We start from the raw sequence: 19,409 nt of genomic DNA, 5'->3' as shown, positions 1-19,409 counted from the left end.
AAGAGTGTTCACGTCAGGCGACGTGAGCGCCGGTCCGGGCCCCGGCATCCCGGAGCGCCAGGTCGGACGATCCTCTGATCGGCGCGAGCAGGATTTCCGCTGACGGCGCTCGCCCGTGAGGGCGGGCGAGGATCGAAACCGCCTGTAAGTCGACGAGAAACGAAGGCCTACGACCGTGCGCACGTACACCCCTAAGCCCGCTGACGTCCAGCGTCAGTGGTACGTCATCGACGCGACCGATGTCGTGCTTGGCCGTCTCGCCAGTCAGGTCGCGCAGCTGCTGCGGGGTAAGCACAAGCCGATCTACGCGCCGCACCTCGACACCGGTGACTTCGTCGTCATCGTGAACGCCGAGAAGGTGGCGCTGTCCGGCAACAAGCTGGAGCAGAAGCGCGCCTACCGGCACTCGGGCTACCCGGGCGGCCTCCGCTCGGTGACCTACGCCGACCTGCTGGCCAAGCACCCCGAGCGGGCCGTCGAGAAGGCGATCAAGGGCATGCTGCCCAAGAACTCCCTCGGCCGGAAGATGTTCGGCAAGGTGAAGGTCTACGCCGGGCCGGACCACCCGCACCAGGCGCAGAAGCCGGTTCCGTTCGAGATCACCCAGATCAGCCAGATCAAGAAGTGACACCCGCGCACGCCACCCGCGTGCGCACCCGGAAACAGTGGCCGCCGGGGCACCCGTGAGACGGGCCAGCCGCCCTGGCTAGAACACCCCAAGGAGAACCGTGGACGAGATCACCGAGCCGGCCGTCGAGGCCGACTCGTACGAGGACGCGCCGTCCGAGTACAGCACCGAGACCCCCGAGACCGCGGGCGAGAGCCTTCTCGGCCAGCCCGTCGCGACCGGCCCCGCCGCCGGCACCGGCCGCCGCAAGCAGGCCATCGCGCGGGTCCGCATCGTCCCCGGCACCGGCCAGTGGAAGATCAACGGCCGCACCCTGGACCAGTACTTCCCGAACAAGGTCCACCAGCAGATCGTGAACGAGCCGTTCGTGCTGCTGAGCCTGGAGGGCCAGTTCGACGTGCTCGCGCGCGTGAACGGCGGCGGCACCACCGGCCAGGCCGGTGCGCTGCGCCTCGGCATCTCCCGCGCGCTGCAGTTCGGCAACATCGAGCACCGCCCGGCCCTGAAGAAGGCCGGCTTCCTCACCCGTGACGCGCGGGTGCCGGAGCGCAAGAAGGCCGGCCTCAAGAAGGCCCGCAAGGCTCCTCAGTACAGCAAGCGCTGAGTTTGCCCAGGGGGGCGACCCCCTGGAACCCCCGTCAGGCACGGTGGGCACGTTTCCCGAGCCGCTGGCGCGTCCCGTGAAACGCACCCACCGTGCTCGGGTCCTGCGACCTCCGGCGCTGGAGCGCCTCCGGCCGCACGACCCGTGACCTTGGCTTAGGTTCGAGCGGCCGGGTCATGGGCGCCTCCGGCCGCACGGCCCGTGATCTTGGCTTGGGTTCGAGCGCCCGGGGGTCATGGGCGCCCTCCGGCCGCACGGCCCGTGGCCTTGGCTTGGGTTCGAGTGCCCGGGGGCATGGGCGCCTCCGGCCGCACGAACCGTAGCCCGGCTGAGGTCTCTTCCAAGGGGTGGGCTGGTCACTCCAGACGTCGTCGTGGACGGTCTACGCCGGTTGTTGGGGGTTCGCAGGGGCGGTGGCCACTAGATTTGACCGCGCGGAGCGGGTCGGGGCGTGAGTCCCGGCTCTGGTCCGCGCGGTCTTTCTTCTTTTATCGGGAGTGAAACTGTGGGTCGTCTCTTCGGGACCGATGGCGTACGTGGGCTCGCCAACCGTGATCTGACCGCCCCGCTCGTGATGGACCTGTCCGTCGCGGCGGCGCGGGTGCTGGGCGAGCAGGGTGCGTTCAAGGGGCACCGGCCGCTGGCGGTGGTCGGGCGCGATCCGCGGGCGTCCGGCGAGTTCCTGGAGGCGGCCGTGGTGGCGGGGCTCGCGAGTTCCGGGGTGGACGTGCTGCGCCTCGGCGTCCTGCCGACGCCCGCGGTGGCGCACCTCACGCACCAGCTGGACGCCGACCTCGGCGTGATGCTGTCGGCGTCGCACAACCCGGCCCCCGACAACGGCATCAAGTTCTTCGACCGCAGCGGCCACAAGCTGCCCGACGAGCTCGAAGACCGCATCGAGGCGCGGCTCGGCGAGGTGTGGGACCCGCCGATCGGCGCGGGCGTCGGGCGGGTCCGCGAGGCGCACGGCGCGGTCGAGCAGTACGTTGCGCATCTGCTGTCGACGGTCCCGGTGTCGCTGGACGGCCTGCGCGTCGTGGTCGACTGCGCGAACGGGGCGTCCAGCGACGTGGCGCCCGAGGCGCTGCGCCGCGCGGGCGCCGAGGTGATCACGATCGGCACGGCGCCGGACGGGCTGAACATCAACGCGGGCTGCGGGTCCACGCATCTGGAGGCGCTGCAGCAGGCCGTCCGGGAGCACGGCGCGGACGTGGGCATCGCGAACGACGGCGACGCCGACCGCTGCCTCGCGGTGACCGGGTCCGGCGAGATCGTGGACGGCGACCAGATCATGGCGATCCTGGCGCTGGACCTGCGGGAGGCGGGCGCGCTCGCCGCCGACACCGTCGTCGCGACCGTGATGTCGAACCTCGGGTTCAAGCTCGCGATGCGCGAGGCCGGGATCACCGTGGTGGAGACGGCGGTCGGCGACCGGTACGTGCTGGAGGCGATGAAGGAGGGCGGGTTCGGCTTCGGCGGCGAGCAGTCCGGGCACGTGATCATGCTGGATCACGCGACGACGGGCGACGGCGTCCTGACGGGCCTGCACCTGCTCGCCGCGATGGTGCGCCGCGGCCGGCCGCTGGACGAGCTGACGAAGGTGATGACGCGGCTGCCGCAGGTGCTCATCAACGTCAGGGACGTCGACAAGAACCAGGCGAAGACCTCGCCCGAGCTGGCCGCGGCCGTCGCCGCTGCCGAGGCCGAGCTCGGGGAGACCGGGCGCGTCCTGATCCGGCCGAGCGGTACCGAGCCGATGGTCCGGGTGATGGTCGAGGCGGCGTCGGAGTCTCAGGCGCAGTCGGTCGCCGAGCACCTGGCCGGTGTGGTGAAGACCGCGCTCTCCTAGGTCTCGTCGATCTCCAGTCGTCCCACCTTGAGGTGCCTGATCTCCACGGTTCCGGCTTCGAGGTGGTCGATGAGGGCGCGCTTGACGACGAGCTTTCCGATCGCGACGGCGCCGATCGCCAGCGCGCCTACCGCCATCGAGCCCAGCGCGAGCGCCCCGAGGGCGTTGCCGGGGCGCAGCGTGAAGCCGGTGAGGGACGCGCCGGTCACCTCGGCGCCCGTCGCACGCGCGCCCACCCCGCGTTCTGTCCGGACGCGGGGCCGCTCGTCGCGCTTGTCCTGCTCGTCGTGGGATTCGCTGCTCATGCGATGAGCATAGGAGTGCCGGGCTAGCACCTTCCGAGGAACGTCTGGAGCGCGTCGTGGTCGGCGCGGGTTATGGGGAGTGAGTACTTCTTCGCGACGGCGACGTATTTGATGCCGTAGGTGCACTGGAACGCCTTCCGCGGCTTCCATTCGCCCGGGCCGGAGTCGCTCTTCTGCCGGTTGGGGACGCCCCACACGGCCAGCAGGTTGGTGTGGTCGTTGGCGAACCGTTCGCGCCGGTCCTCGCTCCAGCGGGACGCGCCCATCCGCCAGGCGAGCGCGAGCGGGTAGAGGTGGTCGATCTGCACCTCGTCCGCGTCCTGTTTGGAGAAGGAGATCTCCTTGCCGGAGTAGGGGTCGCGCAGGCGCCCGGACAGGACGACGCAGCTGCCCCGTTTCCCGACCGCCGTCAGATCGCGGGCGAGGACGTCGTTGCGCTGGTCGCAGCCGTTGCGGTCGATGTCCTTCCAGCGCGTCCCGAACCTGTCGCGCTCGTAGCCGCCGCCGTCGGTCTCGGAGGCGATCCGCAGGCCGGACAGGTCACTGCGGGCCCGCGCCTCGTCCTTGGAGCCGGCTTCGCCGCTCGTGGGCGTGGTGCTGGGCTCGGAGAGCCCGACGTCGGCGCTGCAGGCGGCCAGCGGGGCGGTGAGCGCCAGGCAGGCCAGGGTCGCGCGTCCGGCCGCCCACCGTGTCATGACCTCACCGTCCTGGTTTTTCCATGTTTTTACCCATTAGGGACGATCAAAGCGTACGGAGTGCCGTCGGGGTCACGCCCGTCCGCGGATTGCGGCAACATGTGCCGGGTGCTGCATCTCAGAGCGATCGTCCCGGCCGACCGGACCGAGGCGGTCTGCGACGCGCTGGCGGAGTGCCCCGGGGCCACCAACGTCGTCGTCCTCGCCGGTGCCGCCCGGTCCCCGCGCGGCGACCTGGTGACCGCCGACATCGCCCGCGAGTCCGCCAACGAGATCCTGGACGCGCTGCGCGCCCTCGGCGTCGACCGCGACGGCTCCATCGCCCTCGACAAGGTCGACCTGACGCTCTCCGACAAGGCCGAGGAGGCGATGGAACGTGCCCCCGGCCACGGCGACGACGCCGTCGTCTGGGAGGAGCTCGACCGGCAGGTCAGCGAGGGGACGGCGCTCACCTGGTCGTTCGTCGCGTTCCTCGCGCTCGCCACGCAGCTGGCCGGGATCGCGGCGCTGATCGACTCGCCGATCCTGGTGGTCGGCGCGATGGTGCTCGGGCCGGAGTTCGCCGCCGTCGCGGCGATCTGCTACGGGATCCTGCGGCTGCAGCCGCGGCGGATCGTGCAAGCGGTGCGGGCGCTGGTCATCGGGTTCACCGTCGCGGTCGTGATCACCTATGTGTGCGCGCTGGTCAGCCGGTGGATCGGCGTGATCGAGCTGGACCGGCTGCCCGAGCAGCGCCCGGCCACCGCGTTCATCTACAGCCCGGACCGCTGGTCGTTCATCGTCGCGCTGCTCGCCGGGGCCGCGGGCGTGCTGTCGCTCACCGCGGGCAAGTCGTCGGCGCTGGTCGGGGTGTTCATCTCCGTCACCACCGTGCCCGCCGCCGGGAACCTCGCGGTCGCGCTGGCGCTGCGGCACGGCAGCGAGATCACCGGGTCGCTGCTGCAGCTCGCCGTCAACTTCGCCGGCATGATCATCGCGGGGACGCTGACGCTGCTGGTCCAGCGGGTGCTGTGGGCCGCGGTGCTGCGCGGGCAGGACAGAAGGGTGGCCCGCGGGCGAACTTAGGTCGATCCGGAGTTTGGCCGAAAGGCTGACGCAGATCGCTCTTTAGGCTGACGTGAGGCGCCGAGCCAGCCACTAGGTTCGGGAACATGCCGATCATCGCCACCCAGGGCCTGACGATGAGGTTCCCCCGGGTGACCGCCCTGGACGACCTCTCCTTGGCCGTCGAGCCGGGCGTCGTCGGGCTGGTCGGCGCCAACGGCGCCGGCAAGTCGACGCTCATCAAGATCCTGCTCGGGCTGCTGCCCCCGACCTCCGGGACCGCGTCCGTGCTGGGCCTCGACATCGCCCGCGACGGGCTGCGCATCCGCGAGAGCGTCGGGTTCATGCCCGAGTACGAGTGCCTCCCGCCCGACGTGTCCGCGACCGAGTTCGTCGTCCACATGGCCAGAATGTGCGGGCTGCCGCCGACCGCGGCCCGCGAACGCGCCGCCGACACGCTCCGGCACGTCGGCCTGTACGAGGAGCGCTACCGCCCCATCGGCGGCTACTCCACCGGGATGCGCCAGCGGGTGAAGCTCGCGCAGGCCCTCGTCCACGACCCGAAGCTCGTCTTCCTCGACGAGCCCACCAACGGCCTCGACCCGGCCGGACGCGACGAGATGCTCGACCTCATCCGCCGGATCGGCGCCGAGTTCGGGATCAGCGTCCTGGTCACCTCCCACCTGCTGGGCGAGCTGGAGCGGGTCTGCGACCACGTCGTCATCATCGACGGCGGGAAGCTGCTGCGCTCCCAGGCCGTCGAGGCGTACACGACCGCGAGCGGCGTGCTCACCGTCGAGGTGGAGGAGGGACGCGACCAGCTCGGGCAGCACCTGCACGAGCGGGGCGTCACCGTCCATCCGGAGGGCCGGTTCCTCGTCGTCGACATCGCCGGCGAGACGACCTACGACCTGATCCGCGACGGCGTCGCCGACCTCGGGCTGCACCTGATCCGGATGGAGCAGCGCCGCCACCACATCGAGGAGGTCTTCCAGACCGGGCCCGAGCCGCCGGGGCCGTCTGACCCCGCCGGGAGCGTCCCGCAGGAGGTGTCCGGATGAGCGAAGCGAACCGGGGGGTGTGGGGGGTCGACCCCCCACAGGGAGCAGGGATGAGCACGAGCACCATCCATGACATCGGGTACCGGCACTACGAGGGGCGCCGCAACGGCCGCTCCTACGTGCTGCGGTCCCTGTACGTGCACAACCTGCGCGCCGCGTTCGGCCTCGGCCGCCCCGCCCGCGCGAAGATCATGCCGTTCATCCTCGGCGCGCTCATGCTGCTGCCGGCCGCCGGGTCGGTCGCGGCGTTCGCGTTCACCAACGAGGAGGACGCGCTCATCCCGTACTCCGAGTACGCGGACCTCATGCAGGTGATCTTGGCGATCTTCCTGGCCACGCAGGCGCCGGTGCTCGCCTCGCGGGAGGTGCGCTTCCACGTCATCCCGCTGTACTTCTCCCGCCCGGTCGGCCATCTCGACTTCGTCCTGGCCAAGGGCGGGGCTATGGTGACCGCGCTGTTCGCGATGCTGGCGGTGCCCGTCGCCGTCCTGTACGTCGGCGGGCTGGTCACCAAGGCGCCCGACTCGGGGGAGCAGCTCCTGAAGTTCCTCGGCGCGCTCGTCGGCTGCGTGCTGTACGCGCTGGTCCTCGCCGCCATCGGGATGGTCGTCGCGGCGTTCACGCCGCGGCGCGGCTTCGGCGTCGCCGCGGTCATCGCCGCCTACATGGTCCCGACCGCGGTCGCGGGCGCCGTCCAGGGCATCGCCGAGGCGGAGACGAACTTCACCCTCCAGGGCTGGATGGGGCTGCTGGCGCCGTTCAACCTGGTCGACATCGTCGAGGTCCGGCTGCTCGGCGCCGAGTCGTCGTCGCCCGGGATCGCGCCCGGGATCACCGGCGGCGTGGTCGCGCTGGCGGTGTGCGCCGCCCTCGTCCTGGGCTCGATCGCGATTCTCTACCGCCGGTTCCGGAAAGCGGGCCTCTCATGAGTGAGCTGATCCTCGACAAGGTGTCGCGCTGGTACGGCAACGTCGTCGCCGTCAACGGCGTGTCGATGACGGTCGGGCCGGGCGTGACCGGGCTCCTCGGGCCGAACGGCGCCGGGAAGTCGACGCTCATCCACATGATGGGCGGGTTCCTGGAGGCGTCGTCCGGGTCCGTCACGCTGGACGGGACGCGGCTGTGGCAGAACCCCGGCGTCTACCGCAAGCTCGGCCTCGTCCCGGAGCGGGAGTCGGCGTACGACTTCCTCACCGGCGAGCAGTTCATCGTCGCGATGGCCAAGCTGCACAAGCTGCCCGACCCGGGCGCCGCCGCGCGCCGCGCCATCGGCCTCGTCGAGATGGAGTACGCCGCCTCCCGGCAGATCGGCAACTACTCCAAGGGCATGAAGCAGCGCATCAAGATGGCGTCCGCGCTGGTGCACGACCCGCCCGTCCTCCTGCTGGACGAGCCGTTCAACGGCATGGACCCGCGCCAGCGGCTCCAGCTGATGGACCTCATCCGCCGGATGGCCGACGAGGGCCGCACGATCCTGTTCTCGTCGCACATCCTGGAGGAGGTCGAGCGGCTCGCGACCCATATCGAGGTGATCGTCGCGGGGCGGCACGCCGCGTCCGGCGACTTCCGCAAGATCCGGCGGCTGATGACCGACCGGCCGCACATCTTCCTCGTCCGCTCCTCCGACGACCGGCGGCTCGCCGCCGCGCTCATCGCGGACGGCTCGGCCCGCAGCGTCCAGCTCACCGAGAAGGGCCTGCAGATCGAGGCCGTCGACTTCCAGCGCTTCACCTGGCTGCTGCCGCAGGTCTCGCGGGACGCCGACGTGCGGCTCTGGGAGGTCTCCCCGGCGGACGAGTCCCTCGAAAGCGTCTTCTCCTACCTGGTGGCCCGATGAACTCCACGATCGCGATGATCACGTTCCGGTCGATGCTCGGCCGCAAGCGTGCGCTGCTCCTGCTCGGACTGCCGCTGATCCTGCTCGTCCTGGCGGCCATCCTCCGCGTGACCGGCAACAACGACCTGGACGTCTCCTCCGAAGTCCTGCAGCAGTTCGGTCTCGCGACCCTGCTGCCGCTGCTCGCGCTGATCGCCGGCACGGGCGTGATCGGCCCGGAGATCGACGACGGCCAGATCATGTACGTGCTGACCAAGCCGATCCCGCGGGAGGTGATCGTGCTGACCAAGCTGGTCGTCGCGATCATCCTGGTGACGGTGTTCGCGGTCGTCCCGACGCTGCTGGCGGGGCTGGTGCTGATCGGCATGACCGCGGAGGTGACGGTCGCGTACACGGTCGGCGTCCTGGTCGGCGGGGTCGCCTACAGCGCGGTGTTCGTCGCGCTCGGCGTCGCCAGCCGCAACGCCGCCACGATCGGCCTGCTGTACGCGCTGGTGTGGGAGACGCTGCTCGGCAGCTTCGCGCCGGGCGCCAAGTCGGCGTCCATCCAGCAGTGGTCCCTGTCGGTCACCGACTCGCTCACCAGCGCGTCGCCGGTCGAGTCGACGGTCAACCTGACGGTGGCGATCTCGCTGCTGGCGGCGGTCACGCTCGTGGCGACGTTCCTGGCGGCCGTCAAGCTCCGCACCCTCACGGTCGCCAGCGCCGACTGACCGGCGGCGCGTGCGCCCCTGCGGCTCGCATCGGCCCGGACGTGTTACAACGGGCTGGAGGGTTCGTCCAGCAGGGGAGTGTGCGCCGTGCCAGTCTCAGGGTCGGTCTCGCGCCGTCGGTTCCTGGCCGGGACGGGCGCGGTGGGGGCGGGGATCGCCATCGGCGGCGCCGTCGAGGAGCTGTTCGCGGGGGACGCGGACGCCGCGCCGATCGGCGCCCGCGACGGGTACGGCCCCCTGGTGCCCGACCCGAAGGGCCTGCTCGATCTGCCCCGCGGCTTCCAGTACACCGTGCTGTCCCGGGAAGGCGAGCCGCTGCGGTCGGGGGAGGGGCCGGTGCCGAGCAACTGCGACGGCATGGCGGCCTTCCCCACCTCCGGCGGCGGCACGTGGCTCGTCCGCAACCATGAGAACCGGCGGGACGCCGAGCACCGGGTCCCGCCGGTCCAGGGCCTCACCTACGACCCCGAGGGGCTCGGCGGCTGCACGGCGCTGCAGCTCGACGGCGCCGGACGGGTCCGCACCGAACGCGTCGCCATCGCCGGGACGGCGGTGAACTGCGCGGGCGGCCCCACCCCGTGGAACACCTGGCTGACCTGCGAAGAGACCGAAGACCGGGCGGGCACCGACGGCTACACCAAAGATCACGGGTTCATCTTCGAGGTCGACCCGTACCGGCCGGACCGGACCGTCCCGGAGCCATTGGCCGCGATGGGACGCTTCCAGCACGAGGCGGTCGCCGTCGACCCCCGCGACGGCGCCGTGTACGAGACCGAGGACGCGTTCGACAAACCGTTCGGCCTGTTCTACCGGTTCCTGCCGGAGAAGCCGAAGGGCGGGGCCGGGAGCCTGCGGGCCGGTGGACGGCTTGAGGCGCTGCGCGTCCGCGACGTCCCCGACCTGTCGGTGGTGCAGAAGCCCGGCACGGTGTTCGACCACGTCGAGTGGGTGCCGGTGCCCGACCCGCTCGCCAGGGAGACGCCCATCCGCTTCCAGGACTTCGGGCCCGGCGGCATCACGCACGCGCAGAAGCTGGAGGGCTGCTACTGGGGCGGCGACCGCGTCTACTTCGTGTCGAGCTACGCCCGGACGAAGGAGGGGTCGCGCGCCGACCACTTCGGGCAGGTGTGGTCGTACGAGCCGTCCCGGCGCCGCCTCACCCTGGTGATCGTGTTCGGCCCGGACACCGACGTGGAAGCGCCCGGTGATTCGCCGGACAACATCTGCCTCGCCCCGCAGGGCGGCCTGATGGTCTGCGAGGACGGCGGCGGCGCCCAGCACGTCTACGGCGTGACCCGGCGGCGCACGGTGTATCCGATGGCCCGGAACAGGCAGAACATCGGCACGGACGACAAGCCCGAATGGGGCGAGTTCGCAGGCGTCACGTTCTCCCGCGACCGTCACCCGACCATGTTCGTCAACGTCTACGAACCAGGCACGACCTTCGCGATCACCGGCCCCTGGGACCGCCGCTAGTGCAGGAGCTGGACCAGCTCTCCCGCGACGATGCCGTAGAACGGGTTGCTGAACGCGGTGACGGTCAGCGCGACGCCGTCCGGCAGCTCCTCGACGTCGCCGACGTTCTCGGGCAGCACCACGAACGCGCCGACGACGATGAGGAACCCCGCGACCGACTCCAGCGGCACCCAGCGGCCCACCCGCTCCACGAGCCCGGCCCCGGCGAGCACCGCCATCACCGTGGCGAAGATCACCATGGACGCGACGGGCATCGCCGTCTCGGCCGTCGGTGACGGGGTCGGGTCGAGCGGCGGCCCGCCGAGCAGGGCGCTCGCCAGGCTCGCCGCCCCGTTGATCAGGAACGCGCCGTTCAGGTCGGGCTCCTCGCCGGGCGCCAGCTCGCCGTTGACGGTCTCGTACGACACGACCGTGCCGAGCCGCAGCGCGAACAGCGACAGCGCGCCGACGAGCACCGGACGCGCGATCATGTCCCGCCAGCGGAGCGGGATCAGGCTCGGGCGTTCCACGTCCGGCGCCTCCTCATCCGGCTCCTCGCCGAACCGGGCGCCGAGGAAGTGCGCGGCGAGGGAGCCGCTCGCGATGGACGTGACGACCGTGACGGTCAGGTCCTCGGTGAGCAGGAACGCCGCCACCCCGAACACCGTCGACACCCCGCCCGCCACCTTGCGGTCGCGGATGTAGCCGAACCCGACCGAGGCCAGCAGCACACCGACGCCCGCCACCGCGCCCGCGACCACGCCCGCGTCGAACAGCCCGATCAGCGGCTCGTACAGGCCGGTGGCGCCGAGCACGACCGTGGGCACCGACGCCAGCAGCACGATGTAGAAGATCTGCGGGCGCTCCTTCGCCGCCTGCGTCGCGACCGCGACGGACTCGGCGGTGAAGTTCATCGGGGTGACGACCCGGGTCAGGGCGCCGAGCACCGCCGCGATCGCGAAGCCGATCGCGGCGGCCCGGCCCCGGTAGCCGTGCCGGACGGCGTACAGCCCCTCGCCGATCCCGTCGGCGCACATCCCGAGTGCCGCGATGACGGCACCGAGCATCAGCCGTCGCGGCCCTGTGCCGCGGCCCGCCGCTCCTCGATCTCGCGGGCGCGGGCGGTCTGCGGGGTGCCGCCGCGGTCCCGGCCGAGCTTGCCCGCCGCCACCGACGACGCCAGCACCTCGCAGATCAGCCGCACGCCGAGCAGGCTCGTCACGTCCGACTGGTCGTAGGGCGGCGAGACCTCGACGATCTCCATGCCGAGCAGCCCCTCGGCGGCGAACCGGCGGACGAGCTTCAGCACCTCGCGCGGGTAGAGCCCGCCGGGCTCCGGCCATCCCGTCCCGGGCGCGAATCCGGGGTCGACGGCGTCGATGTCGAACGACAGGTACACGCCTTCGGCACCGCCGCTCCAGGCGACCTCCAGCGCGAGGTCGGCGGTCTTCTCCACGCCGAGCCGCTCGACGTCCTCCGCCGTCATCACCAGCGAGCCGCCCTCGCGTGCGGGCGCGACACCGGGCCGCGGGACCTGCCAGCCGCCGATCCCGATCTGCACGAGGTTGCCCAAGTCGAAGTGGTGCTCGTGCGCGGCCCAGTACCAGGGCGTGGTGTGCATGCGCTCGTCGAGGTCGCGCTTCTGGGTGTCGAGGTGCCGGTCGAAGTGGATGACGCCGATCTTCTTGCCGAAGGCGTTCATCACGCCCCTGGCGGTCGGGAACCCGATCGAGTGGTCGCCGCCGAGCACCACCGGGAACGTCCCGTGCGCCACCAGGTGCTCCAGGCCCTTGGTGATCTGGTCGAACGCCTTCTCGATGTTGGCCGGGGTGATGAAGATGTCGCCGACGTCCACCATGTCGAGCTGCTCGCGCAGGTCGATGCCCTTCTCGAAGTAGTACGGCGAGTACAGCGAGGAGATCCGCCGCATCCCCTCCGGCCCGAACCGGGGGCCTGGACGGTAGGTGGTGCCGGTGTCGAGCGGCGCGCCGACGACGGCGACCTCGTGCTCGCCGACCTTGGTGACGTCCTCCAGGAACGGCGCCTTCAGGAACGTGTTGATGCCGGAGAAGTGCGGCAGCTCGCCGCGCTGGAAGGTGGACGCCATCGCCTTGTCCTCGATGGAGTCCGCCGGGGGCAGGCCGAGCCGGTGCGTGCGGCGCAGCTCCTCCTGGAACCGGTCGTCGGTGAGCTCGGCCTCCAGGTGCTTGGCCTTCTCACCGTCCAGGCTCGCCCGTGGATCCTCGTCCTCGCCTCGCCCGCCCATGCCGCCCTCCCGACTCTGGGTGATCACGCGTACGCAGGCGGTGCTTCCCAGCGGATGTGGCGTTAGCGCAAAGGCGAGGTAGCGCTTCGGTCAGAGGCGGCCAGGGGGCTAGATGCGGCGCAGGCGGACGCGCTGGACGGCGTGCTCGCGGTCCTTGTGCAGGACGAGGGTGGCGCGGGCGCGCGTCGGGAGGATGTTGGAGACGAGGTTGATCTCGTTGACGTCGCGCCAGACGCGCTGGGCGAACGCGGCGGTCTCGTCCTCGTCCAGGTCCTTGGCGTACTTGTGGAAGTAGGAGCGCGGGTCGGTGAACGCGGTGCGGCGCAGCGCGAACAGCCGGTCGATGTACCACTGCCGGATGTCCTCGACGCGGGCATCGACATAGATGGAGAAGTCGAAGAAGTCGGATACGCCGAGCGCGCCGGGCGGCGGGGCCTGCAGCACGTTCAGGCCCTCGACGATCAGGATGTCGGGCCGCCGGACGGTCTGGATCGCGTCCGGGACGATGTCGTACTCCAGGTGCGAGTACACCGGGATCGTCGCCTCGTCCGCGCCCGACTTGATCGACGAGACGAACCGGACGAGGGCGCGCCGGTCGTAGGACTCGGGGAAGCCCTTGCGGTCCAGGATCCCGCGCTCGGTCAGGACGGCGTTCGGGTGCAGGAAGCTGTCGGTGGTGACCAGCTCCACGGTCGGGTGCTCCGGCCAGCGGGCGAGGAGCGTGCGCAGCAGCCGCGACGTCGTGGACTTGCCGACGGCGACGCTGCCCGCGACGCCGATGATGAACGGGGTGGGCTGCACCTCGCCGCCGAGGAAGCCGCTGACGGTGTCGCGAAGCCGCCCGTCCGAAAGGAAGAAAAGGTTCAGTAACCGGGAAAGCGGCAGGTAGACCTCCTCGACCTCGGTGATGTCGATCGGGTCCTTGAGGCCGCGCAGCGCGTCCAGTTCGCCGGGCGTGAGGGGCAGCGGCGTGTTCTCGCGCAGGCCCCGCCAGGCGTCCCGGGAAAGTTGCACGTAGGGGCTCGGCACGCTGTCCCATCCGGTCGTCATGGCTGAACAGTAACCGGGTGGCTGAACCGGTCACGGCGTTTTCACCGGTCGTCCACGTTAGCGTCACCCGGCTACGTCACTCGCAGTAGGCCCCTGGTCGGAGCACCGAATAGAGTTGCCGCCATGTGCGGAATCGTGGGGTACGTAGGCGGCCGTCCGGCGCTCGACGTGGTCGTGGAGGGCCTGGCGCGGCTGGAGTACCGCGGCTACGACTCGGCCGGGGTGGCCGTGCTGGCCGACGGGAAGCTGGCGACGGCGAAGCGCGCGGGCAAGCTCGCGAACCTGCGGGGTGCGCTGGACGAGGAGCCGCCGCCCGCCGGGACGCTCGGCATGGGGCACACCCGGTGGGCGACGCACGGCCCGCCGAACGACCGCAACGCGCACCCGCACGTCGACTGCACCGGCTCCGTCGCGGTGATCCACAACGGGATCATCGAGAACTTCGCCGAGCTGCGCGCCGAGCTGGCGGAGGGCGGCCACGGGCTCGCCTCCGACACCGACACCGAGGCGGTCGCGCACCTGCTGGAGGACGAGCTGAAGGCGGGCGGCGGCCTCGCCGACGCGATGCGCCGCGTCTGCCGCCGGCTGGACGGCGCGTTCACCCTGGTCGCGGTGCACACCGGCGACCCTGACCTGGTCGTCGGCGCCCGCCGGAACTCGCCGCTGGTCGTCGGGGTCGGGGAGGGCGAGAACTTCCTCGCCAGCGACGTCGCCGCGTTCATCGCGCACACCCGCGACGCGATCGAGCTCGGCCAGGACCAGATCGTCGAGCTGCGCGCCGGCGGCGTGACGATCACCGACTTCGAGGGACGTCCCGCCGAGGTGCAGGAGTACCACGTCGACTGGGACGTGTCGGCCGCGGAAAAGGGCGGCTACGACTACTTCATGCTCAAGGAGATCGCCGAGCAGCCGCGGGCGGTCGCCGACACCCTCCTCGGCCGGATCGGCGCGGACGGCCGCCTCCGCCTGGACGAGATGCGCATCCCCGACCGCGAGCTCCGCGAGGTCGACAAGATCATCATCGTGGCCTGCGGGACGTCCTACCACGCCGGGCTGATCGCCAAGTATGCGATCGAGCACTGGGCCGGGCTCCCGTGCGAGGTGGAGCTGGCCAGCGAGTTCCGCTACCGCGACCCGATCCTGTCCCCGGCGACGCTGGTCATCGCGATCTCCCAGTCGGGGGAGACGATGGACGCGCTGATGGCCGTCCGGCACGCCCGGGAGCAGAAGGCGAAGCTGCTGGGCATCTGCAACGTCAACGGGTCGACGCTGCCGCGCGAGTGCGACGGCGTCCTGTACACGCACGCGGGGCCGGAGATCGCGGTCGCGTCCACGAAGGCGTTCCTGACGCAGCTCGTCGCCGTGTACCTCATCGCCCTCTACATCGCGCAGGTGCGCGGTACCAAGTGGGGCGACGAGGTGTTCGCGATGGTGCAGCTCCTGGAGCGGATGCCGGAGAAGGTCGCGAAGGTGCTGGAGACGATGGAGCCCGTCCGGGAGCTGGCCCGGTCGCTGGCGGGCGAGCGGTGCGTGCTGTTCCTCGGCCGCCACGTCGGCTTCCCGGTCGCGCTGGAGGGCGCGCTGAAGCTCAAGGAGCTCGCGTACATGCACGCGGAGGGCTTCGCGGCGGGCGAGCTGAAGCACGGCCCGATCGCGCTGATCGAGGAGGGCCTGCCGGTCGTGGTGATCGTGCCGCCGCGGGCGCGGGACGTCCTGCACGACAAGATCGTCTCGAACATCCAGGAGATCCGGGCCCGCGGCGCCCGGACGATCGTGATCGCCGAGGACGGCGACGAGTCGGTCGTCCCGTACGCGGACACGCTGATCGGCGTCCCGGCCGTCCCGACGCTGCTGCAGCCGCTGGTCACGACCGTCCCGCTGCAGGTGTTCGCGTGCGAGCTGGCCACCGCGAAGGGCCATGACGTGGACCAGCCCCGCAACCTCGCCAAGTCCGTCACGGTCGAATAGGGCGGATTGCCCGGAACCTTCCGCCGCCGGGTCGCGTCCGACGAAGATCGGGATCGGGCCGGTGTCGGGAGGCGGGCGGGTGGCAGCACACGGTGACCTGGGGAACGGCGACGCCGCAAGCGGCGGCGGCGACCTCATAGACCGCAGGTACCTCGACGAACACGACGACCACGGCGAGTTCGGCATCGAGGCGCGCGGTGTGACGCGCGGCTTCGGCACGGTGCAGGCGCTCGGCGGGCTCGATCTCACCGTCCCGTACGGGCAGGTCACGGCGCTGGTCGGGCCGAACGGGGCGGGCAAGACGACGCTGCTGCTCATCCTCGCGACGCTGCTGGCGCCCGACTCGGGCGTGGTCCGGATCGCGGGCCACGACGTGCGGCAGAGCCCGGCCGCGGCCCGCGACGCGCTCGGCTGGATGCCGGACACGTTCGGCGTCTACGACCAGCTCACCGTGGACGAGTACCTGGCGTTCTTCGCCGAGGCATACGGGCTGCCCAGGGAGGAGCGGCAGCGCCGGGTCAGGGCGCTGCTCAGCCTCGTCCACCTGGACGACCGGGTCGGGCAGCCCGTCCACGCGCTGTCGCGCGGGCAGAAGCAGCGGCTCGGCCTGGCCCGCGCGCTGGTGCACCGCCCCCGCGTCCTGCTCCTGGACGAGCCCGCCTCCGGCCTCGACCCCCGCTCCCGGATCGAGCTGCGCGACCTGCTGCGCTCGCTGGCCGCGGACGGTGCCGCGATCCTGGTGTCGAGCCACATCCTCAGCGAGCTGGAGGAGATCGCCGACCGGGTCGTCCTGGTCGACAACGGGCGGACGGCGGGCGACCACGCCATGGCGGACCTCGCCGGCGTCGAGGCCCGCGTCCGCTGGCGGATCCGCTCGCTCGACCCCGCGCTGCTGGCCACGACCCTCGCCCGCGTCCTCGACGGGCGCGAGGGCCTCGCACCGGCCGCCGACCTGCCGGGCGCGACCGAGGTCGGCCCGCTCACCGAGGCCGAGGCCGCGGCGCTGCTGGCCGAGCTGGTCGCCGCGGGCGTCCCCGTCACCGGCCTCGCGCCCGCCGGCAGCGCGCTCGAATCGGCCTATCTCGCGATGACCGAGAACCGGAGGTGAGGCGGCCATGACCGCACATGGGATCGGCCTGGTGGCCCGGCAGGAGGTCAGGACCCGGCTGCGGACGGGCCGCTGGAAGATACTGCTGGCCGCCTGGTTCGTGATCGTCAACGGGCTGGGGCTGCTGCTGCGGCTGGCGCTGGAGGTCGACGAGACCTCCACCTTCGGCGACCCGGGCGTGTCGATGTTCGGCACCGTGCTGTTCGGCGTGCTGGTGCTGACGCTGCTGGTCACCCCCGCGCTCAGCGGCCAGTCCATCAACGGGGACCGCGAGCGCGGGACGCTCGCCACGCTCCAGGTCACCCGGCTCACCCCCGCCGACATCGCGCTCGGCAAGCTCGCCGCGGCCTGGGGGACCGGGCTGCTCACGCTGGTGCTCACCCTGCCGTGCGTGCTGTGGCCGGTCGCGGAGGGCGCGATCGGGGTCGGCCGGGCCGTGGTCGTCCTGCTGGTCAGCGCCCTGCTGATCGGTGTGGTGTGCGCGGTGTCGCAGGCGTGGTCGGCGCTGCTCGCGCGCAGCATCACCTCGGTGCTCATGGCGTACATGACGGTCTTCGGGCTGCTGGCGGGCACGCCGCTGCTGTACACGCTCGCCGTTCCGATCACCACCGACCACAAGCGGGTGTACTCCGACTACGGCTCCTACGAGCGGTCGATCGAGCACACCGAGCGGGTCTGGTGGCTGCTGGCGCCCAACCCGGTGGTGATCCTGGCGGACGCGGCGCCACGCCTGCCCGAGCGCCGGTACGTCGTCGACGGCCGGGTGTTCGAGCGGTCGCCGTCGAACGACCCGCTGGGCGACCTCAGCCGCGAGGTCCGCGACATCCGCGAGGGGGACAAGCCGCAGGTGGTCTACTCGGCCCATCCCGGGGCCGTCGGCGGCCACGGCAGTTCCGAAAAGGACGACGGTAACGCCGTCTGGGTGTACGGCCTGCTATTCGACCTGGCCCTCGCCGCCGGCGCCGTCACCATCACCGCCATGCGTTTGCGAACACCGCTTCACCGTGTGCCACGCGGTGTTCGCGTGGCGTGAGAATCGGGATTGCGCACACCGTTGTGCGCAATTCTCCGACACTCTGAGAATCTCAGTAAAGTGAAATTTGCAGGGATGTTTTCAGGGTCGCTTTCAGGGATGGTCGAAACGGCCGTCCCGTACCCGGCGGACGAACTCTCGCCATTCACCGAGGTCGAACGCGAGGCGAGGCCCGGCGTCCGCGGTGTCCCGTACCGATATCGCGCCCTCGTCGAGGCGTGCGATCTCGACGCATGCGTTGCTGGCGCCGCATCGGGTGCTCCGCCTCCATCGGGCGGGCGGTGATCCATGGAAACTCATTCCGGCTCCTGCCTCGAAAGTTGCATTTGTCCGCGGCCGCGCTGCCGGTGCCAAGCACAAGGTAACAAGATCACAAAAAACTGCTGATCACACCCGGGTCAGGACGGTGCTCCTGTGGCCAGAGTGCTGAGGAAGATGCAAAGTTTCCGGTGTGACGGCTACGAGCCGAGTCCCGTGCGGACCCGGCTCGTTCGCTGCGCTGCCCTACTGCGCCCTCGTGAGGCACCGAACGGGGCTCATTCGCACGTCATCGGCCCAAATCGAATTCGCCGTTCTTGGCTCGTTCGACGAACGCCCGCCACTCTCGCTGGGAGAACGACAGGACCGGGCTCTGCGTGCCGTACTTGGCGTCTCGTGCACCAATGAAATCGGACGAACCGACCAATGAGGCAACTTCGACGCATGTGTTGCTCGCCCCGCAGTGGGCGCTTCTCCTCCATTGTGGAGCAGGAGTGGCGAAACGGGACACTCGGTGCCTTTCGCAAGGTTGGGCCACTTTGCGGGCCCTACCAGGCGTCCCTGGCCTCGATGATGCGCTGCCGTGATTCAGTGGCGTCGAGGGCCTGGTCGGCCAGGCTTTTATAGGCAAGCCTGTACATATAAGTAACAGCCTCTTCCGCAAGGTGGCTGATCGTCAGAGATTCGGTGTGCACGATATCAGGGAATACGATGTCGTGCACCGGTGAGAATTGCAGCAGGATAAATGACTCGGCCAACACCGAGTGTGCCGTGTTCAAAGGCAGTATCCGCACCGTCACGTTCGGATGCTCGGTCATCCGGAGGAGGTGTTCGAGCTGCTCTCGCATGACCTTCTGGTCGCCGATCCGGCGCAGCAGAACCGACTCGTCGAGAACCGCCGACAGCTCCAGCGGATGCGCCCGGTGCAGCACCTCCCGGCGGCGCATCCGAACGTCCAGCCTGCGTTCCAGTTCCTGCGGGGGCAGGGTGGCCAGGTCGCTCCAGCCGCCGATCACATTCCGCGCGTAGTCCTCGGTCTGGAGCAGGCCGGGAAACACGGTGCTGCCCCATTCCCGCATGGCCGTGGCCTCGGACTCCAGGGCGACGAAGTCGGCCAGCTCGCTCGGCAGATCGCGGTATTCCTCCCACCATCCGCGACGTGCCGCGTCGTGCGTCAGCGAGACCAGGTCGTCGCGGCGCGGGCCGTCGATCTCGTACAGATCGAGAAGCTTCAGCACATCACCGATCTTCGCGCCGGTCCGGGCATTCTCGATGCGCGACACCTTCGCGGTGGACCAGGTCAGCCGGTCGGCGACCTCGTCGCCGGTGAGCCCATGCCGCTCGCGCAGCCGGCGGAGTTCCGCGGCCAGCCGCCGCTGCCGGACGGAGGGACCTCGGGAAGTGCTCATTGATCAGGCCTCTCCAGTCCCTGCGGACTGATCAGGGCGCATTCCGCCGCACCCGCGTGCGGCAATGCGAATACATCGGACCGGATGTGGAAGATTCTACGGCTGATCATTCTTGGCCGCACGTGA

Annotated in this window: 20 protein-coding genes; 12 read left to right on the top strand and 8 right to left on the bottom strand. The window is 70.7% G+C overall.

The window, feature by feature from the left end:
* Positions 1-175: 175 nt before the first annotated feature.
* The 3 genes from rplM to glmM all read left to right on the top strand — a co-directional run bounded on the left by rplM (position 176) and on the right by glmM (position 3,081).
* Positions 176-628, top strand: coding sequence for a 50S ribosomal protein L13 (rplM, locus tag ACH34S_RS05140; protein WP_395951191.1), 453 nt, complete (start codon positions 176-178; stop codon positions 626-628).
* 100 nt (positions 629-728) lie between these two features.
* A complete protein-coding gene (gene rpsI, locus ACH34S_RS05135; RefSeq protein ID WP_395951190.1) occupies positions 729-1,232 on the top strand; it encodes a 30S ribosomal protein S9 in 504 nt (167 codons plus the stop codon).
* A 505-nt stretch (positions 1,233-1,737) separates the two neighbouring features.
* Positions 1,738-3,081, top strand: coding sequence for a phosphoglucosamine mutase (glmM, locus tag ACH34S_RS05130; RefSeq protein ID WP_395951189.1), 1,344 nt, complete (start codon positions 1,738-1,740; stop codon positions 3,079-3,081).
* Here the strand turns inward: glmM and ACH34S_RS05125 are convergent.
* Both ACH34S_RS05125 and ACH34S_RS05120 read right to left on the bottom strand, forming a co-directional pair.
* Positions 3,078-3,386: a hypothetical protein gene (locus tag ACH34S_RS05125; RefSeq protein WP_395951188.1), complete on the bottom strand. Its 309-nt coding sequence runs from the start codon at positions 3,384-3,386 to the stop codon at positions 3,078-3,080. The genes glmM and ACH34S_RS05125 overlap by 4 nt on opposite strands.
* Positions 3,387-3,409: 23 nt before the next feature.
* Positions 3,410-4,081 (bottom strand): HNH endonuclease family protein, encoded by a 672-nt coding sequence (locus ACH34S_RS05120; RefSeq protein WP_395951187.1) that lies wholly within the window; start codon positions 4,079-4,081, stop codon positions 3,410-3,412.
* 108 nt (positions 4,082-4,189) lie between these two features.
* Here ACH34S_RS05120 and ACH34S_RS05115 point away from each other — a divergent pair, with 108 nt between their 5' ends.
* The 6 genes from ACH34S_RS05115 (at position 4,190) to ACH34S_RS05090 (ending at position 10,212) form a co-directional block, all read left to right on the top strand.
* A complete protein-coding gene (locus ACH34S_RS05115) occupies positions 4,190-5,146 on the top strand; it encodes a DUF389 domain-containing protein (protein WP_395951186.1) in 957 nt (318 codons plus the stop codon).
* 86 nt (positions 5,147-5,232) lie between these two features.
* Positions 5,233-6,186: an ABC transporter ATP-binding protein gene (locus ACH34S_RS05110; protein WP_395951185.1), complete on the top strand. Its 954-nt coding sequence runs from the start codon at positions 5,233-5,235 to the stop codon at positions 6,184-6,186.
* A 50-nt stretch (positions 6,187-6,236) separates the two neighbouring features.
* Positions 6,237-7,115: an ABC transporter permease gene (locus ACH34S_RS05105; RefSeq protein WP_395951184.1), complete on the top strand. Its 879-nt coding sequence runs from the start codon at positions 6,237-6,239 to the stop codon at positions 7,113-7,115.
* Positions 7,112-8,023, top strand: coding sequence for an ABC transporter ATP-binding protein (locus ACH34S_RS05100; protein ID WP_395951183.1), 912 nt, complete (start codon positions 7,112-7,114; stop codon positions 8,021-8,023). The genes ACH34S_RS05105 and ACH34S_RS05100 overlap by 4 nt, the downstream gene beginning before the upstream one ends.
* On the top strand, positions 8,020-8,736 hold the full coding sequence (locus ACH34S_RS05095) for an ABC transporter permease (protein WP_395951182.1): 717 nt from the start codon (positions 8,020-8,022) through the stop codon (positions 8,734-8,736). Before ACH34S_RS05100 ends, ACH34S_RS05095 begins: the two co-directional genes overlap by 4 nt.
* Before the next feature lie 87 nt (positions 8,737-8,823).
* Positions 8,824-10,212 (top strand): alkaline phosphatase PhoX, encoded by a 1,389-nt coding sequence (locus tag ACH34S_RS05090; RefSeq protein WP_395951181.1) that lies wholly within the window; start codon positions 8,824-8,826, stop codon positions 10,210-10,212.
* Here ACH34S_RS05090 and ACH34S_RS05085 read toward each other — a convergent pair.
* The 3 genes from ACH34S_RS05085 to coaA all read right to left on the bottom strand — a co-directional run bounded on the left by ACH34S_RS05085 (position 10,209) and on the right by coaA (position 13,507).
* Entirely contained in the window at positions 10,209-11,258 is a 1,050-nt protein-coding gene (locus ACH34S_RS05085) for a hypothetical protein (protein ID WP_395951180.1), read from the bottom strand. The genes ACH34S_RS05090 and ACH34S_RS05085 overlap by 4 nt on opposite strands.
* Positions 11,258-12,457, bottom strand: coding sequence for an agmatinase family protein (locus ACH34S_RS05080; protein ID WP_395951179.1), 1,200 nt, complete (start codon positions 12,455-12,457; stop codon positions 11,258-11,260). The genes ACH34S_RS05085 and ACH34S_RS05080 overlap by 1 nt, the downstream gene beginning before the upstream one ends.
* A 108-nt stretch (positions 12,458-12,565) precedes the next feature.
* The gene (gene coaA / locus ACH34S_RS05075; protein WP_395951178.1) at positions 12,566-13,507 is read right to left on the bottom strand and encodes a type I pantothenate kinase; all 942 of its coding nucleotides are present in this window, start codon (positions 13,505-13,507) and stop codon (positions 12,566-12,568) included.
* Positions 13,508-13,630: 123 nt separating this feature from the next.
* Here coaA and glmS point away from each other — a divergent pair, with 123 nt between their 5' ends.
* From glmS to ACH34S_RS05060, 3 genes are all read left to right on the top strand, one after another.
* Entirely contained in the window at positions 13,631-15,475 is a 1,845-nt protein-coding gene (glmS, locus tag ACH34S_RS05070) for a glutamine--fructose-6-phosphate transaminase (isomerizing) (protein ID WP_395951177.1), read from the top strand.
* A 79-nt stretch (positions 15,476-15,554) separates the two neighbouring features.
* A complete protein-coding gene (locus tag ACH34S_RS05065; RefSeq protein ID WP_395951176.1) occupies positions 15,555-16,583 on the top strand; it encodes an ABC transporter ATP-binding protein in 1,029 nt (342 codons plus the stop codon).
* 7 nt (positions 16,584-16,590) lie between these two features.
* Positions 16,591-17,616 (top strand): ABC transporter permease, encoded by a 1,026-nt coding sequence (locus ACH34S_RS05060; protein ID WP_395951175.1) that lies wholly within the window; start codon positions 16,591-16,593, stop codon positions 17,614-17,616.
* 93 nt (positions 17,617-17,709) lie between these two features.
* Here ACH34S_RS05060 and ACH34S_RS05055 read toward each other — a convergent pair whose 3' ends face one another.
* The 3 genes from ACH34S_RS05055 to ACH34S_RS05045 all read right to left on the bottom strand — a co-directional run bounded on the left by ACH34S_RS05055 (position 17,710) and on the right by ACH34S_RS05045 (position 19,283).
* On the bottom strand, positions 17,710-17,916 hold the full coding sequence (locus ACH34S_RS05055) for a DUF397 domain-containing protein (RefSeq protein WP_395951174.1): 207 nt from the start codon (positions 17,914-17,916) through the stop codon (positions 17,710-17,712).
* 247 nt (positions 17,917-18,163) lie between these two features.
* Positions 18,164-18,385: a DUF397 domain-containing protein gene (locus ACH34S_RS05050; protein ID WP_395951173.1), complete on the bottom strand. Its 222-nt coding sequence runs from the start codon at positions 18,383-18,385 to the stop codon at positions 18,164-18,166.
* Between the two features lie 37 nt (positions 18,386-18,422).
* On the bottom strand, positions 18,423-19,283 hold the full coding sequence (locus ACH34S_RS05045) for a helix-turn-helix domain-containing protein (RefSeq protein ID WP_395951172.1): 861 nt from the start codon (positions 19,281-19,283) through the stop codon (positions 18,423-18,425).
* Between the last annotated feature and the right edge of the window lie 126 nt (positions 19,284-19,409).

Origin of the sequence: Actinomadura sp. 3N508 (assembly GCF_044326375.1) — a bacterium.
In the GTDB taxonomy this organism is placed as follows: Bacteria; Actinomycetota; Actinomycetes; order Streptosporangiales; family Streptosporangiaceae; genus Spirillospora.
This window is presented reverse-complemented; position numbering and strand designations above follow the sequence as displayed.

Bases quoted from the DNA above. Each gene is read 5' to 3' on its own strand.
- ACH34S_RS05125 (WP_395951188.1), bottom strand. From the start codon at position 3,386: ATGAGCAGCGAATCCCACGACGAGCAGGACAAGCGCGACGAGCGGCCC.
- ACH34S_RS05120 (WP_395951187.1), bottom strand. From the start codon at position 4,081: ATGACACGGTGGGCGGCCGGACGCGCGACCCTGGCCTGCCTGGCGCTC.
- ACH34S_RS05110 (WP_395951185.1), top strand. From the start codon at position 5,233: ATGCCGATCATCGCCACCCAGGGCCTGACGATGAGGTTCCCCCGGGTG.
- ACH34S_RS05105 (WP_395951184.1), top strand. From the start codon at position 6,237: ATGAGCACGAGCACCATCCATGACATCGGGTACCGGCACTACGAGGGG.
- ACH34S_RS05100 (WP_395951183.1), top strand. From the start codon at position 7,112: ATGAGTGAGCTGATCCTCGACAAGGTGTCGCGCTGGTACGGCAACGTC.
- ACH34S_RS05095 (WP_395951182.1), top strand. From the start codon at position 8,020: ATGAACTCCACGATCGCGATGATCACGTTCCGGTCGATGCTCGGCCGC.
- ACH34S_RS05085 (WP_395951180.1), bottom strand. From the start codon at position 11,258: ATGCTCGGTGCCGTCATCGCGGCACTCGGGATGTGCGCCGACGGGATC.
- ACH34S_RS05080 (WP_395951179.1), bottom strand. From the start codon at position 12,457: ATGGGCGGGCGAGGCGAGGACGAGGATCCACGGGCGAGCCTGGACGGT.
- coaA (WP_395951178.1), bottom strand. From the start codon at position 13,507: ATGACGACCGGATGGGACAGCGTGCCGAGCCCCTACGTGCAACTTTCC.
- glmS (WP_395951177.1), top strand. From the start codon at position 13,631: ATGTGCGGAATCGTGGGGTACGTAGGCGGCCGTCCGGCGCTCGACGTG.
- ACH34S_RS05060 (WP_395951175.1), top strand. From the start codon at position 16,591: ATGACCGCACATGGGATCGGCCTGGTGGCCCGGCAGGAGGTCAGGACC.
- ACH34S_RS05055 (WP_395951174.1), bottom strand. From the start codon at position 17,916: ATGAGTTTCCATGGATCACCGCCCGCCCGATGGAGGCGGAGCACCCGA.
- ACH34S_RS05045 (WP_395951172.1), bottom strand. From the start codon at position 19,283: ATGAGCACTTCCCGAGGTCCCTCCGTCCGGCAGCGGCGGCTGGCCGCG.